Genomic DNA, 14719 nt, shown 5'->3' with positions numbered 1-14719 from the left:
GGCTCAGTAGGTGGCGACCGTGTGGCGCTGGATGTAGTCGAAGTTGATGTCTTCGCCCAGGCCCGGCTGCTGCGGCAGGTGCACGAAGCCGTCCGTGTCCATGGGGTCGACGAGGGCGTTCAGATACGCGGGCACCTCGTCGTAGTCCAGGAAGGGGTGCAGCAGGCCGCGCTCGTACCAGCGGCAGTTGCGGATGGCGCCCACGACGGCCAGGTTGGGGGCGCCGTTGCCGTGCACCTCGCAGTTCATGCCGAAGGACTCGGCCAGGTGGGCCACCTTCATCGTCGGCGCGATGCCGCCGCAGCCGGTGACGCCGGCGCGCAGGATGTCGCTGGCGCCGGCCTTGACCCAGTCGGCCCGCGCGTAGTGCTTGCCCGACAGGCTCTCGGGGCCCAGCAGCGGCACGTCGAGCTGGCCAGCCAGCCAGGTGTAGGAGGCCGTGCTCTGTTCGTTCATCATTTCCTCGAACCACGCGAAGTTCAGCTCCTCCAGCGCGCGGCCGATGCGCAGCGCGTCGGTGCGGCTGTACTCGTGGTAGCCGTCCAGCATGAGCTCGATGTCCGGCCCCACCGCCTCGCGCACGGCGGTGCAGGCCTTGATGTCCATCGCGACGCTGGGCGCGAACGAGACCGGCGGCATCCAGGTGTGCAGCTTGATGGCCTTGTAGCCGCGTGCCACGAGCTGACGCGCGAAGTCGGCGTATTCCTCGGGGGTGGACAGGCCGCCTTGGAGTTCGTCCCCGCACATGGTGCTGCCGTAGGCGGGCACCTTGTCGCGGTAGCCGCCCAGCAGCTGGTAGACCGGCACGCCCAGCGTGCGGCCGATGAGGTCGTGCAGTGCGCTGTCGACGGCGCCCAGCGCCCGGTCGGTCAGCTGGCCGGCGCTGCCGCGCTGCCAGTGCTCCAGCTCGCACCAGAGCGTTTCGCGTTGCAGCGCATCGCCGCCCACCAGCACGCGGCGCACGAATTGGTTCAGCACATGCGGGCGCACCACCTGCGGCGGCGCGAAGCAGTGGCCTTCCACGCCGTCGGTGCTGCGGATGCTCAGCAGCGCCAGGTGGCCCGTGCCCAGCGGGCCGGGGTGGGAGTGGCCGGCGGCGTCGACCGAGCGCCGCGTGGGGTGCGTGAATTCGACGGCGCTCACGCTTTCAATCTTGATCATGGTCTGCAATCTCGTCAGTCGTCTGATGACATGCAGTGTATCCAGCGTTGAGGTCTGTGCCAGTGTTTCAAGGGAAAACCACGATGAAATCGAGAATGTGTGCGTGAAACAAGGTCGGACGACCTGCCTATACTGACATCAGTCGTCTGATGAGTTGGGCGACGCAAGAGATGCCTGTCATGACCAACACCACCACCTCATCTGCCAGTGCCCGCCCGCCCAGCCTGTCTCAGCGCGTCGTCGACGGCCTGTCGGAGCGCATCGCCAGCGGCGCACTGAAGCCGGGTGACCGCGTGCCCACCGAGCCGGTGCTGATGCAGGAGTTCGGCGTCAGCCGCAGCGTCGTGCGCGAGGCCGTGTCGCGCCTGCAGGCCAGCGGGCTGCTGCGCACGCAGCAGGGCGTGGGCAGCTTCGTGCTGCCGCCGCAGGTGCGGCTGCCGTCGCTGCAGCAGGTGGCGGGCGCGGAGCTGAAGCTGCAGCAGAAGTTGGCCATGCTGGAGTTGCGCCTGAGCCTGGAGCCCGAGGCCGCCGCGCTGGCCGCCCAGCGGCGCACGCCCGAACAGTTGCGCGCGATGGAGCAGGCGCTGGACGACTTCGACACCCAGCACACGACGGGCGAGGGCACGGCCGAGGCGGACTTCCGCTTCCACGAGCTGATCGCCCAGGCCACCGGCAACGAGTATTTCTCGCACGTGCTGCGCACGCTGGGCAACGCCACCATGCCGCGCCAGGCAGCGGCCCGCCGCAGCAGCGCCGGCAACAGCTCGAAGGCGGCGCGCTTCGGCGAGTCGTCGCCCGAGCTGCGGCCGGGCAAGGAGATCACGGCCCAGGAGCACTGGGCCGTGCTGGAGGCCATCCGCCGCGGCGACGCCGCCGGCGCGCGGGCGGCCATGTTCATGCACCTCAACAACAGCCGCGAGCGCATGAAGACCGCGAGCCGCTGACCCGCCCCCGGGGCCCAGGCACGCAGAGGCCACGCCCCACCCAGCCCATCACAGGAGACAAGACATGCACCACCCCCGCCGCCCCTCGGGCGCCCGCCCCAGCGCGATCGCGCTCGCGCTGATGAGCCTGGCCGGCACGCCCGTGCTGGCGCAGGAGCCGGAGCGCGCCGTCATCGAGCGCGTGGAGGTCACCGGGTCCATCATCCGGCGCTCCATCAATGACGAGGCGGCGCTGCCGGTCACGTCGATGAAGGCGACCGAGCTCAGCGCCCGCGTCAACACCGAGCTCAAGGACATGATGCTGGAGCTGCCGCAGGCCAACTCGCTCGGCACCAATGCCGGCACAGCCGGGCCCATGACCAGCCTGCGCGGCTTCGGCCCCATGCGCACGCTGACGCTGCTGAACGGCCGCCGCCTGGCCAAGGAGCCGCTGACCAACCAGTACGTCAGCGTCAACGTGATGCCGCGCATGGCGATGAGCCATGTGGACATCTTGCGCGACGGCGCCTCGTCCAGCTACGGTTCCGACGCGATGGGCGGCGTGCAGGCCTTCTACACGCTGCCGGCCTACACCGGTGTGGGCATCAAGGTGGAGGCCATGCAGCCCGAGCGCTCGGGCGGTGGCGCCACGCGGGCGCTGGGCCTGATTGCCGGCGTGGGGGACCTGGCGCAGGACCGCTGGAACGTGTATGCCGCGTTCGACATCCAGAAGCGCGAGGAGCTGCCCCGCTCGGCACGGCCCGAGCTGACGGACGGCTCGGCGCTGACGGCGCTGGGCATCAGCACGGCGCCGGGCCTGGGTGCGGCCGCAACGCCGGGCAACTTCACCGATCCGACCAACCCGACCGCGTCGCTGCGCACGGTGCGCCACAACCCGATGTATGCGGCGGGCTGCCTGCCGCCGTACTCGGTGCCCAGCACCTCGGGCGGCCGCCAGACCTGCTTTCTGGATGCCAACACCCAGTACACGACCTTCAGCAACCGCAACGGCATCCTGAACTTCTACGCGCAGGGCAAGCTGCAGCTGCCGGGCGACCACCTGCTGACGGCCGAGTTCAACCACAGCCAGTACGAGGTCGACCAGTACAACAACCCCGCCGCGCCCACGGTGCGCCTGACCAGCACCCATCCCTACTACCCGGGCAATGGCAAGGTGCCGGCGGTGGCCGGGCTGAACCTGGCTGGCCGGCCCATCGACGTGCTGTGGTCGGTGGCGGACGCCGGCGCGCGCATCCGCAATGACGTGCACAGCAATGACCGCCTGGTGCTGACCGCCGAGGGTGCGCTCGGCGGCTGGGACTACCGTGCCGGGCTGAACTACGGGCGTTCGGAGCGCAACACCAAGGCCGGCTCGGGCTGGCTGAAGGTGAGCGGTATCGCCAGCGTGCAGGGCACGACCTCGCGCACGCTGTACCTCGACCCCAAGCTCAACCCCTTCGGCCTGCAGGACGCGGCCGGGCTGGAGCTGCTGGCCGGAGCGTCGCTGGACGGCCGCACACTGCGCCTGCACCGGGCCGAGAACAGCAGCCTGGACGCGACCTTCTCGCGCGCCGTGATGAAGCTGTCCGGCGGCGACATGATGCTGGCCCTGGGCGGCGAGCTGCGCCGCGACACCTGGCGCGCCATCGGCCAGGCCGGCAACGACGTGTCCGCCGCGCTGAACGGCCAGATCGACCTGCTGGGCGGCGACAACCTCGCCAGCGGCGCCACCTCGGCCACCAGCACGCAGATCGGCCGCACCATCACGTCGCTGTATGCCGAGCTGGATGCGCCCATCCGCCGCGACCTGACGCTGAACGCGTCGGTGCGGGGCGACAAGTACGGCGACCTGGGCGAGACCACCGTGAACCCCAAGCTCAGCGCACGTTGGACGCCGCTGAAGAGTCTGGTGTTGCGCGCCTCGGCCAACACTGGCTATCGCGCGCCCAGCCTGCCCGAGATCTACACCAAGGAAACCGAGCGCACGCTGATCCCGGTGTTCAACGACCCGCTGAACTGCCCCACGGTCAACGGCGTGCCGACGGCCAAGGCCGGCTTTGCGCCCGAACTGGTCTGCGGCCTGACCGGCTACAACCAGATCACCAAGGTGCCCAACAACGCGGGCGTGCAGCCCGAGACCTCGCGCAGCCTGACCTTCGGCGCCGGCTTCGAGCCGCTGAAGAACCTGACGCTGACGCTGGACTACTGGCGCACGCAGATCGACGACGTCATCGGCAACCGCGCCATCGACTACATCCTGGCCAACCCGGCCACCTACCCCGGCCTGTACCTGCGCAACGCCGACGGCACGCTGGGCGTGCTGTCAGCCACCGGCTCGCGCGATGCGGTCATCAACACGCCGTCCAACGTCGGCTCGATGCGAGGCGCGGGACTGGACGCGAGCGTCAAGTACGTGGCGCCCAAGCAGGCCTGGGGCACGCTGTCTGGCGGCATCGACATCGCCTACCTGACGCGCTGGGATGCGCGCTCCGAAGGCGTCAACGGCGGCAACTGGGTGTCGGCCCTGGGCTACTACAACGACGTGGTGCCGGTGAACCCGAATGCCGGCCTGTCCAACGCGACGCGCGGCCTGAACAACCGCTGGCGCCACACGGCCCAGGTCGCCTGGCAGGGCGCCGACTGGATGGTGCAGCTGTCCCAGCGCTACCAGAGCAAGATCGTGGACCAGAACCTCGCAGCCGCCACCGGCGCCGGCACCACCGGGCCACGCAACGTGGCCGCCTACTCGCAGTACAACCTGATGGTGAAGTACAGCGGCATCAAGAACGTCAAGCTGTCGCTGGGCGTCAGCAACCTGCTGGACAAGGCGCCGCCGCTGACCAACCACACCGCCTACCGCGGCTACCTCACCAGCGTGGCCGACGTGCTGGGCCGTGCCTATGTGTTGACGGCCGACTACCGCTTCTGAGGCGCCGCACCCGGCCTGCTCTCCCTGGTGTCTTCGAGCCTGTCGTGGCCTGCCACGGCAGTGCCGGCGAAGGCCTTCACGCCCCGGCTGATGCCGGGGCTTTTTTATGCGCGCAACGAATGGCGGTGCGCCACGGCAAGCTGCGCATGACCAAGAGGTGATATCGCTATCATTTGCTTGTTATTCAAACAACGATGAGGCAAGCATGAGACAAGGCGGGTGTGGATGGCGGCGGGCCGGCGTGGCGCTGGCCGCGGCGATGGCATGTGGCGTGGGCGCGGCGCAGGCTGCCACGCAGGCGCCGGCAGCGATGCCGGCGAGCTTCGACAACCCGGTGCTCAGCGGCTTCGCGTCTGACCCCAGCGTGTGCCGCGCGGGGGAGGACTTCTACCTCGTCACCAGCACCTTCGAGTACCTGCCGGGCCTGCCGGTCTACCACAGCCGGGACCTGGTGCACTGGCGCCTGATCGGCAATGCGCTGAGCCGCGAAAGCCAGCTCACGTTCGTGGGCCGCAAGAGCTCGCAGGCCATCTTCGCGCCCACCATCCGCTGCGAGGGCGGGCGCTTCTACATCGTCACCACGGATGTGGGCGGCATCGGCAACTTCTTCCTCACGGCGGACAACCCCGCCGGCCCGTGGTCCGACCCCGTGCGCCTGCCCGAGAACGTGTTCGGCATGGACCCGTCCTTCTTCTTCGACGACGACGGCACCGTTTACTACACGCGCCACGGCGGCGGCCGCAACGGCGGCGTCTACCAGGCGCGCGTGGACCTGAAGGCCGGCAAGCTGCTGGAGGAGCCCCGCCTGGTGTGGAGCGGCATGGGTGGCATCTGGCCCGAGGGGCCGCATCTGTACAAGCGCGACGGGTGGTACTACCTCATGATTGCCGAGGGCGGGACATCGTATGACCACCGCATCACCATGGCCCGTTCGCGCTCGCCGTGGGGGCCGTTCGAGCCGCATCCCGACAACCCCATCCTGACGCACCGCCACCTGCCCGAGCACCCTTTCCAGGCGCTGGGCCATGCCGACCTCGTGACCACGCCGCAAGGCGACTGGTGGGCCACGCTGCTGGCCATCCGGCCGCAGGCGGCCGACGGCCAGCGCCACCACCACATCGGCCGGGAGACGCTGCTGTCGCCGGTGCGCTGGCGGGCGGATGGCTGGCCGGTGTTCGGCCAGAACGGCGTGCTGGCCCAGCCGCAGCCCACGGCGGGCCTGCCGGGCTGGCAGCCCTGGCCGGCGCCGCCGGTGCGCGAGCATTTCGCGGCCAATCAACCGCTGCCGCCGCACTGGGCCTTCTTGCGCACGCTGGCCGCGGGCCAGTGGTCGCTGACCGACAAGCCGGGGCGGCTGCGCCTGATCGGCGCGCGCACGGGGCTGGAGGTGGTGGGCACGCCGACATTCGTCGGGCGCCGCCAGGAGCGGCTGAACCAGCGCTTCGCCGCGGAGCTGGACTTCCAGCCGCAGGCCGATGGCGACGCGGCCGGCCTGGCGCTGCGCATGAACGAATCCCACCACGCGCTGCTGCGGGTGACGGGCGCTGACAAGCGCCGCGTCGACTGCGTGCTGCGCACCGGCGGCGAGCCACAGGTGCTGGGGTCGGCGCCCGTGGCCGCGGGCGCGGTGCAACTGCAGGTGCATGCCGATCCGCAGCAGTACCGGCTCAGCTGGCGGCTGGCCGGGCAGGGCGACTGGCAGCCGTTGTGCCGCATTCCCACGCACCGCCTGTCCACGGAGACGGCAACCGGCTTCACCGGCGTCTACCTGGGCCTGTATGCGCTGAGCGGCAGCGCGAAGCCGGCGGTGGCCGACGTGGCCTGGGTGGAGTTCGAGCCGCTGGGACCCTGAGGCTTGGCGGGTGGGCCCGGCGAGGGGCGGGCCCGTCCGGACGGTGGTCGCCGGGTAAACGATAGGACATCGGACAACGGACAAGACTAGACTGAAATGATTGCGATACCAATGTTGTGTTGGTCTACCAGCAATCACGGCGTGGCCGTCCGGCTGCACCCAGTCAAGCAGAGACCCCGACACGGGGCCAACCAGGAGACAAGAGTGAACCAGTCCCTCATGGGTGTCGGTCAGCGGCGCCTGCGCGCGGCGCGCGATGTTTTCGCAACCACCACGCTGGCCGGCATGATTGCCATTGCCTATGCGCAAGGTGTGCAGCCCCCGGCCGCCGCGGCCTCCGCACCCAAGCCGGCAGCCGCCAAGACCAGCACGCTGGACACCGTGACGGTGACCGGCTATCGCAGCTCGCTGGCCAATGCCGCGCGCGAGAAGCGCGACGACATCGGCCTGAGCGAGACGGTGTTCGCCGAGGACATCGGCAAGTTCCCGGATTCCAGCATCGCCGACTCGTTATCCCGTGTGCCCGGTGTGCGCGTGAACCGCGCCACCATCGACGGCGAGGGCCTGAACATCTCCATCCGCGGCATGGGCGCCAACTTCACGCGCGTGCTGCTGAACGGCGCGCCCATGGCGTCGGCCTCGGCCGGCCACTGGGGCGGCACCATCAGCGCCAACCGCGAGGTGGACATGGATTTCCTGCCGTCGGAGCTGTTCCGCAGCGCGACGGTCTACAAGAGCCAGCGCGCCAGCGTGCTGGAGGGCGGCATCGCCGGCACCGTGGACATGCGCAGCGTGCGCCCGTTCGACAAGCAGGGTTTCCGCTCGGCGTTCACCGTCAGCGGCAACTACCGTGACCAGGTCGGCAAGTGGAGCGACACCGGCTCGGCGCTGGTCAGCAACACCTGGCGTCACAACACGCTGGGCGACTTCGGTGTGCTGGTCGGCGCGGCCTGGGGCAACACCAGCTACAAGACCACCGGCTTCCAGACGGTGGACATGCGCAACTTCCAGCTCAAGTCCTTCCAGGCGCTGGCCAGCGACAACCCCAACAACACCGGCGGCGGCTCGCAGTCCACGCCCGACACGGTGCCCTCGGGCCTGGCGCTGGATGCGCTGCCGGCCTATGCGCGCTCCATCCTCGTGCCCGGCGCGCAGATCAACCGCAACATGCTGCTGGCGCTGAACCCCGGCGCCAGCATCAAGCAGATCGACAACGGCCTGATGGGCCGTCTGGGCCGCCACCTCAGCTACGAAGGCGAGCGCGAGCGCGCCAGCGGCATCGTCAGCCTGCAGTGGCGCCCCAACGAGAAGTGGGACGTCTACCTGGACATGATGGGCGCCGAGAAGTCCAACAAGATGGTCTACAACGCGATGAACGCCGGCACCCGCGCGAACACGCCCATCCCCATCGGCATGGAGTTCGACCGCAGCGACTGCACCACCGGCTGCGTGCTGACCAAGGCCACCTTCGCCAACACCTTCTGGTCGCTGGAGTTCCGGCCCATGGAGGAGAAGACGAAGTTCTGGAGCTTCAACCCCGGCTTCGAGCTGCGCCCGAGCGATGACCTGACGGTCGACGCCCATGTCAACGTGACCTACAGCGACTTCTACCGTGACATGCCCACGGTGCTGCTCGCCACGCGCTCGCCCAACTCCGTCATCACCTACGACAACTCCCGCGTCGGCGAACTGCCGCGCTACAGCAGCAACCTCAACATCAACGACCCGGCCAACTTCGGCTGGTACCAGGCTGGCCAGGGCCTGTCGGGCCTGCGCATGGATCTCTACGACCGCCGCAACACCACCAACGGCTTCCGTGCCAACGCCAAGTACGGCGACGAGATGTTCAACATCAAGGCCGGCGTGGCCTATGACGACATCGAGCGCCGCTACCGCAGCTACGGCGTGGCGGACGCGTGGATGAACGTCGCCTGTGGCGGCAACATGAACTACCGCTTCTTCGCGCCCAACACCCAGCTGCGCCAGCCGGGCTGCGACGGCCGCACCACCACTGGCGTCATGGCCGATGCCGCCACCGCCTATCCCGGCTTCGGCCGCGGCTCCAGCACCGGCGCGCCGGCGTTGGCCTACCTCGGCTCGGTTGTGCCCAACGCCAAGGTGCCGGAGTACGCGATGGCGTCCAGCCAGGGCTTCATCACCGTCAACTGGGACAAGTTCGCCAAGGACACCGATTACGCCTACTTCCGCGACAACATCCGCCGCGGCTTCAACAACGGCAGCGGCGGCTACATCCGTGAAGAGGTGTACGGCGCCTACGCCGAGGCCACCGGCATCCTGAAGCCCTTCGGCCGCACGCTGCGCTACAACGCCGGCCTGCGCCTCACCGAGACGCAGCAGACCATCGGCGAGGTCGTCGCCCAGGCCGACCCGCGCAACACCGGCATCGGCAATGGCGGCCAGTACGACAACATCGCCGTCTGGAACTACGAGTCCACGGTCTACACCAACCTGCTGCCGTCTTTCTCGCTGGCCTACAACATCACGCCCAGCCTGATCGCGCGGGCCTCGGGCTCCAAGTCCATGACGCGGGCCAACCCGGCCGACCTGCGCCAGACGCGCCTGACCATCGGTGACCAGGGCGCGCGCCAGGGCAACCTGACCAACCCCAAACTGTCGCCGTTCAAGTCCAACAACTTCGACCTGGCGCTGGAGTACTACATGAGCCGCGAGGCCTATGTGGCGCTGAGTGCCTTCGGCAAGGACCTGACGGGCCGCCCCGCCAACCGCATCGTCAGCTACACGCTGGCGCAGCTGGACGCGCTGTACGGCACCGTGGGCCTGACCGACGCGCAGAACCAGTCGGTGCTGGCCAGCGGCGGGCGTGACCGCCACCTCGTCGAGATCACCGAGCCCTTCAACATCAGCGCCAAGCTGAAGGTGCGCGGCGCAGAGCTGACCTGGCAGCAGCCGCTGGACTTCCTGCCGGTCAAGGGCTTCGGCTTCACGGCCAACTACACCTACACCAAGCAGACCGACACGCTGCCCAACGCGCTGCCGGTGGCCGGTGTGCCGCCGCGCACCGACAACCTGACGCTGTACTACGAGCGCGACGGCTACAGCCTGCGCGTCTCGCGCCAGCACCAGGCCGAGCACATCGTCGGTTCCAGCGTGGGCCTGTCCACGCCGGGTGCCTACATGTGGACGACGGCGCGCACGCAGTACGACGCATCAGCCGGCATCAACTTCAAGCAGGCGTTTGGCTTCAAGTACGACACCAGCCTGAACCTCAGCGTCTGGAACGCCACCGACGCGATCAGCCGCACGTGGGTGCAGTTCCCGGGCGCCACGTTCGACGAGTACAAGCCGGGCCCCAGCTACAACGTGTCCATGCGCGTGGCCTTCTGAGGCGGGCTGCGCGAGTTTGCCGGCGCCTGGGGCGCCGGCCTCTGGTGCCCTCGGTGGGGCTTGGGCCGGCTGCAACGCCGGCTTTTTTTCGTGGCATGCGGGCCGGGAATGTCAGGAACCAGGCCTGTTTTTCCTTGTGTGTCCTCGTGGTCGCCGGGGCTTTGCTGGCGGCCCCGGCGGGCGCCGCGCAGCCGCACGCGCGGGCAGCAACCCGGCGCTGCGTGACGTGTTCACCGCCGACCCGGCGCCGCTGGTGGTGGGCGACACCGTCTACCTCTACGTGGGCCAGGACGAGGCCAAGGGCAGCGAGTTGTTCACCATGCATCGCTGGCTGGCCTATTCCTCGCGCGACCTGAAGCACTGGACGCCGCATGGCCCGGTCATGCAGGCCACCGACTTCCGCTGGGCCGTGCGAGACGCCTGGGCTGCGTAGGTCGCAGCGCGGCGGCCGCTACTACCTCTACGCCACCGTGCAGCATGACGACAGCGCCCCGGGCAAGGCCATCGGCGTGGCCGTGGCTGACCACCCGCCCGGCCCGTTCAAGGACGCACGCGGCAGCGCCCTCGTCACCGACGCCACCACGCCCAGCCCCAACAGCTGGAACGACATCGACCCCACGGTCTTCATCGACGACGACGGCAGCGCCTGGATGGCCTGGGGCAACCCGGCGCTCTACCTCGCCCGGCTCAAGCCGAACATGACCGAGCTGGACGGCCCCATCGAGAAGATCGCGCTGCCCAACTACACCGAGGGGCCCTGGCTGTCCAAGCGCCGCGGCCTGTACTACCTGACCTATGCGTCCATGGCCCACCAGGGCCTGTGGGAGCACCTGTCCTACGCCACCGCGCCCAGCGTGCGCGGTCCCTGGACCTACCGCGGTGAGCTCACTGGCACCGCGCGCAACAGCTACACCATCCACGCCGGACTCATCGACGACTTCCGGGGGCACTCCTACCTCGTTTATCACAACGCCGCGCTGACGCTGCCGGACGGCCAGACCGGCGCCCTGGGGCGGCGCTCCGTGGCGCTGGAGTACCTGCACGACCTGGAAGACGGCACGCTGCTGCCGGTGGCGCAGACCGAGGCTGGCGTGAGCGGGCCGGCCACCCCGCCGCCCGCCCGGCCGGCAGTGCCGGACCACGGCCGCAGCGACCCGCGGCTGCGGGAGGGCCAGTTCATCACCGGCTACCCGTCAGCCTGGCGCGGCGAGGTCCGGCTGGCCTCGGTGCGCTCGCCCTTCGAGCAGGCACCCGAGCCCTGGGGGTTCAATAGTCATGGCGGGGCGGCCCGCCTGGCCCAGACCTTCGTGCCAGGCGCCGATTTCACGCTGGGCCGCATCAGCCTGTATGCGGGCGACGGGCAGGGCACATCCGCCACCGCGCCGCTGCGGCTGGCGCTGCTGGACCTGGGGCCTGCCCGGGCCGATGCCGACAGCCTGGGCAGCGGCGCCGAGCTGCTGGGCGGCGGGGATGGTCTCGCGCTCGCCTACCAGCCGCAAGGTGCCGGCCTGCTGGAGCTGACGCTGGCGGGTGGCCCGCCGGTGCAGCTGAAAGCTGGCCGCCGCTACGCGCTCGAACTGCGCGGCCCGCGTGGCGCGCTCAGTTGCTATCTGCGCGCCAGCCGTGGCGATGCCTATCCCGAGGGCGCAGCCTACCTGGACGGCCGGCGCTTCCACGACAAGCAGGGCTGCACGGCCGACGTTGCCTTCGCACTGCACGACGCCGCGCCGCGAGGCCCGTGGCCAACGCGTTCAGTCGGCCGGCGGCCGGTCGCTGAACTGCACGCTGTCCACGTCCAGGTGGCCGCCCGCGCGGCTCGGGTTGAAGCAGAACAGCGCCACCTGCGGGCCCTGGAAGGTGCCGGTGCGCCAGTCGTAGATCAGCTCGAATTCGTCGCCCAGTGGCTGCGCCTGCGAGCCGTCCAGCCAGGACAGCCGCCCGCGTGCGCGCCTGAAGTCCATCTCCAGTCGCAGCGTCACGCGGCTGGCCGCCAGCGGCACGGCCGGGCCGGGCAGGGCGGTGGCGTCCTGGCTGTCGCCGTGGTCGATCAGGGTGTGGCGCTGCAGCGAGAGGCTGCCGTCCGCCGCCCGCACGGCGGCGATGCCGGCGTTCACCTTGCCCAGCGTGCCCAGGCCGCAGCGGTCGCCGGCGGCCAGGCCGCGCAGGTCCAGCTGCGCGTCGGCACGGCTGTACGGGCCCTGGCCCTTCTGCGTCAGCGTGTTGCGCGCGGTCCAGAAGCTGCGCGCCGTCGTCGCTTTCAGGCGCAGGAAGCCCGGCCGCTCGGTCAGCGACCAGCGCGTGTCGTCGGGGTTGTGGTTCCACGCCCATTGCAGGCCGAGCTGCGGCGCGTCGAAGCTGTCCGACGTGGCCGGCGCGGCGCGGGGCCGGCCCTGCACCGGCTTGCGCGCGATGGCCGGCACGCGGCCGGGCGCCTCGGGCGTGCCCCACACGGGCCAGTCGTCGCGCCAGAAGATGGGGCTGAAGTTGGTGACGCGGCCGATGGCCGGCCGGTCCTGCATGACGAAGCCCCACCAGCGACCGTCCGCCAGGTCCACGATGGCGCCCTGGTGGCCGCCGGTCTCGGCGCTGTTGATGGACGGGATGGTTTCCCACGGGCCGGTGAGCGCGCGGGCGCGCGAGATCGTCATCGCCAGCCGGCGGGGCACGGCGTTGAACAGGTAGATCCAGTCGCCACGGCGGATCAGCTTGGAGCCCTCGGCGCCGGGGATGTGGTGGATCTGGCGCGCCTCGGTCACGCGGGTGAGGTCCGGGCTCAGCGACAGCAGCGTCACGGTGCCGTCGCTGCCGATGGCGGTGGCGATGTAGGCGCGGCCGTCGGTGTCGAAGAACAGCGCCGGGTCGAAGGCTGCGCGGTCCAGCGTGTGGCAGCGCCACGGGCCGGCCACCTGCGCGGCGCGGCACAGTCGCGTGTGCTGGCCCACCACAGTGAACGCCACGATGAACTCGCCCTGGTGGAAGCGCAGGCTGGGCGCGTACACGCCGCGCCGGTAGACGTTGCCGCCGTCCAGGTTGAAGGCCGGCCCGCCGGGCAGGCGCGGCAGCACATGGCCGGCGATGGTCCAGTTGACGAGGTCGCGCGAGTGCAGGATGCGCAGGCCCGGCGCGTTCGCGAAGGTGGTGGTGGCGAAGTAGAAGTCTTCGCCGACGCGGATGACGTCGGGGTCCGGGTAATCGGCGTTCAGCGGCGGGTTGGTGTAGGTGCCGTCGCCGTTGTCGGCCTGCCAAGCGCTGGCGAGCGGAGCGGCCAGCACAGCTGCTGCGAGGGCGGCAGCCATCAGCGACCGGGCGATGCCGGTGAGCCGCATGGACATCATGGAAGGTTGTCCTTCAGGTAGATCTCGATGCGCGGCGGCGTGGCGTCGGCGGGCGGCGCCTGGCGCGCCAGCCGGGCCAGCGCCCAGCGGCAGGCGAGTTGCGTCTGCTGCGCGGCCGATTGCCCGATGACCGCGCTCGCAGTGCCGTCCTGCAGTGCCGCGCGGGTGTGCGGCGTCAGCTCGTGGCACACCCAGGCCAGGCCGCTGCCCTGCAGTGCCCCGTGCAGCCCGTCGTCGCCAGCCTCGATGCTGTACAGCCCCACCAGCGCCGGCTGCTCGGCGCGCAGCTGCGCCAGCAGCGCCCGCGCCAGCTCGGGCCGCCCGCCCGACACGCGCGGTGCCAGCAGTTCGAGCCTGTCCTGCTCGGGTGCCATGCGCTCCTGGAACCCGGCCAGGCGCTGGGCCTGGCCCAGCAGCGCCGGCGAGCCCAGCAGGATGCCGATCTGGCCCGCACGCCCCGCGAGGCTGCGGCTGAGCAGCGCAGCGGCGGTGCGCCCGGCGGCCTGGTGGTCGATGCCGACGAAGTGCTGGCGGGCCGCTGCTGCGATGTCGGACGCCAGCGTGATCACGCAGGTGCCGTCGCCGGCCATGCGCGCGACCGCGTCACGCACGGCCGGCGCGTCGGCCAGCATCAGCACCACCGCGTCGTACTGCCCGCGCAGCCGGCGCACGGCGGCCGCCGCAGCCGCCGGCGCGGCCGCGTCGGTCGTGCGCACATCGACCCGCGTCTGCTGCGCCGCCAACCAGGGTGCCAGCGCCTGCAGCGCCTCGCGCACCTGCGCCACGAAGGGGCCGGCCCCGGTGGGCAGCAGAAAGCACAGCAGCCAGCAGCGCTCGCGGGGCTGCGCCGCCGTGGCTGCGTCGCTGCGCATCGCCAGCAGCGACGCCGCGGCCTGCACGCGCTGCAGCGTCCGCGTGCTGACGCCCGGGCGCCGGTTCAGCGCCCGGTCCACCGTGGCCAGGCTGACGCCGGCCTCGCGAGCGACGGCGTCCAGTCGCGCCCGCAGCACCGGGCGTGGGCGCGGCGCTGGCGGCATCCCGGCTTCGGTCAACTTCATGAGCAGTGTGGTCCTGACGTCATTGGTATCGCTATCATATTTGTCGACCAAACCACACTGTTTGGTGTTTTCCCAGGCGATGGACAGACCGGAAC

Annotated in this window: 9 protein-coding genes and 1 pseudogene; 6 read left to right on the top strand and 4 right to left on the bottom strand. The window is 70.3% G+C overall.

Going from position 1 to position 14719, the window contains the following annotated elements; genetic code table 11:
- Positions 1-3: 3 nt before the first annotated feature.
- A complete protein-coding gene (locus tag NYO99_RS06855) occupies positions 4-1161 on the bottom strand; it encodes a mandelate racemase family protein (protein ID WP_268166354.1) in 1158 nt (385 codons plus the stop codon).
- A gap of 179 nt (positions 1162-1340) precedes the next feature.
- Between NYO99_RS06855 and NYO99_RS06850 the strand changes: the two genes are divergently transcribed.
- The 6 genes and pseudogenes from NYO99_RS06850 to NYO99_RS06825 all read left to right on the top strand — a co-directional run.
- Positions 1341-2105: a FadR/GntR family transcriptional regulator gene (locus tag NYO99_RS06850; protein ID WP_268166353.1), complete on the top strand. Its 765-nt coding sequence runs from the start codon at positions 1341-1343 to the stop codon at positions 2103-2105.
- Between the two features lie 64 nt (positions 2106-2169).
- The gene (locus NYO99_RS06845; RefSeq protein WP_268166352.1) at positions 2170-5013 is read left to right on the top strand and encodes a TonB-dependent receptor domain-containing protein; all 2844 of its coding nucleotides are present in this window, start codon (positions 2170-2172) and stop codon (positions 5011-5013) included.
- Between the two features lie 205 nt (positions 5014-5218).
- Positions 5219-6865 carry a glycoside hydrolase family 43 protein gene (locus NYO99_RS06840; RefSeq protein ID WP_268166351.1) on the top strand — a complete coding sequence of 549 codons (1647 nt, stop codon included), beginning with the start codon at positions 5219-5221 and terminating at the stop codon, positions 6863-6865.
- A gap of 204 nt (positions 6866-7069) precedes the next feature.
- Positions 7070-10231 (top strand): TonB-dependent receptor, encoded by a 3162-nt coding sequence (locus NYO99_RS06835; protein ID WP_268166350.1) that lies wholly within the window; start codon positions 7070-7072, stop codon positions 10229-10231.
- 226 nt (positions 10232-10457) lie between these two features.
- Positions 10458-10664: a glycoside hydrolase family protein gene (locus NYO99_RS06830; protein ID WP_268166349.1), complete on the top strand. Its 207-nt coding sequence runs from the start codon at positions 10458-10460 to the stop codon at positions 10662-10664.
- A pseudogene (locus NYO99_RS06825) lies at positions 10603-11208 on the top strand (family 43 glycosylhydrolase); the annotation flags it as partial. The gene NYO99_RS06830 and the pseudogene NYO99_RS06825, both read left to right, overlap by 62 nt.
- A 216-nt stretch (positions 11209-11424) precedes the next feature.
- Here the strand turns inward: NYO99_RS06825 and NYO99_RS06820 are convergent.
- From NYO99_RS06820 to NYO99_RS06810, 3 genes are read right to left on the bottom strand one after another with little or no spacing between them, the layout of a single operon-like run.
- The gene (locus tag NYO99_RS06820; protein WP_268166348.1) at positions 11425-11949 is read right to left on the bottom strand and encodes a hypothetical protein; all 525 of its coding nucleotides are present in this window, start codon (positions 11947-11949) and stop codon (positions 11425-11427) included.
- A gap of 33 nt (positions 11950-11982) precedes the next feature.
- The gene (locus tag NYO99_RS06815; protein WP_268166346.1) at positions 11983-13566 is read right to left on the bottom strand and encodes a glycoside hydrolase family 43 protein; all 1584 of its coding nucleotides are present in this window, start codon (positions 13564-13566) and stop codon (positions 11983-11985) included.
- Positions 13563-14624 (bottom strand): LacI family DNA-binding transcriptional regulator, encoded by a 1062-nt coding sequence (locus NYO99_RS06810; protein ID WP_268166345.1) that lies wholly within the window; start codon positions 14622-14624, stop codon positions 13563-13565. The genes NYO99_RS06815 and NYO99_RS06810 overlap by 4 nt, the downstream gene beginning before the upstream one ends.
- Positions 14625-14719 lie beyond the last annotated feature (95 nt).

Origin of the sequence: Roseateles hydrophilus (assembly GCF_026712245.1) — a bacterium.
Classification (GTDB): Bacteria; Pseudomonadota; Gammaproteobacteria; order Burkholderiales; family Burkholderiaceae_C; genus Pelomonas; species Pelomonas hydrophilus.
Note: the sequence above shows the minus strand (reverse complement) of the source record. Positions and strands in the feature narration are given on the sequence as shown.

Coding starts and splice junctions, on each gene's coding strand:
- NYO99_RS06855 (WP_268166354.1), bottom strand. CDS start 1,161: ATGATCAAGATTGAAAGCGTGAGCGCCGTCGAATTCACGCACCCCACG.
- NYO99_RS06810 (WP_268166345.1), bottom strand. CDS start 14,624: ATGAAGTTGACCGAAGCCGGGATGCCGCCAGCGCCGCGCCCACGCCCG.
- NYO99_RS06845 (WP_268166352.1), top strand. CDS start 2,170: ATGCACCACCCCCGCCGCCCCTCGGGCGCCCGCCCCAGCGCGATCGCG.
- NYO99_RS06840 (WP_268166351.1), top strand. CDS start 5,219: ATGAGACAAGGCGGGTGTGGATGGCGGCGGGCCGGCGTGGCGCTGGCC.
- NYO99_RS06815 (WP_268166346.1), bottom strand. CDS start 13,566: ATGATGTCCATGCGGCTCACCGGCATCGCCCGGTCGCTGATGGCTGCC.
- NYO99_RS06850 (WP_268166353.1), top strand. CDS start 1,341: ATGACCAACACCACCACCTCATCTGCCAGTGCCCGCCCGCCCAGCCTG.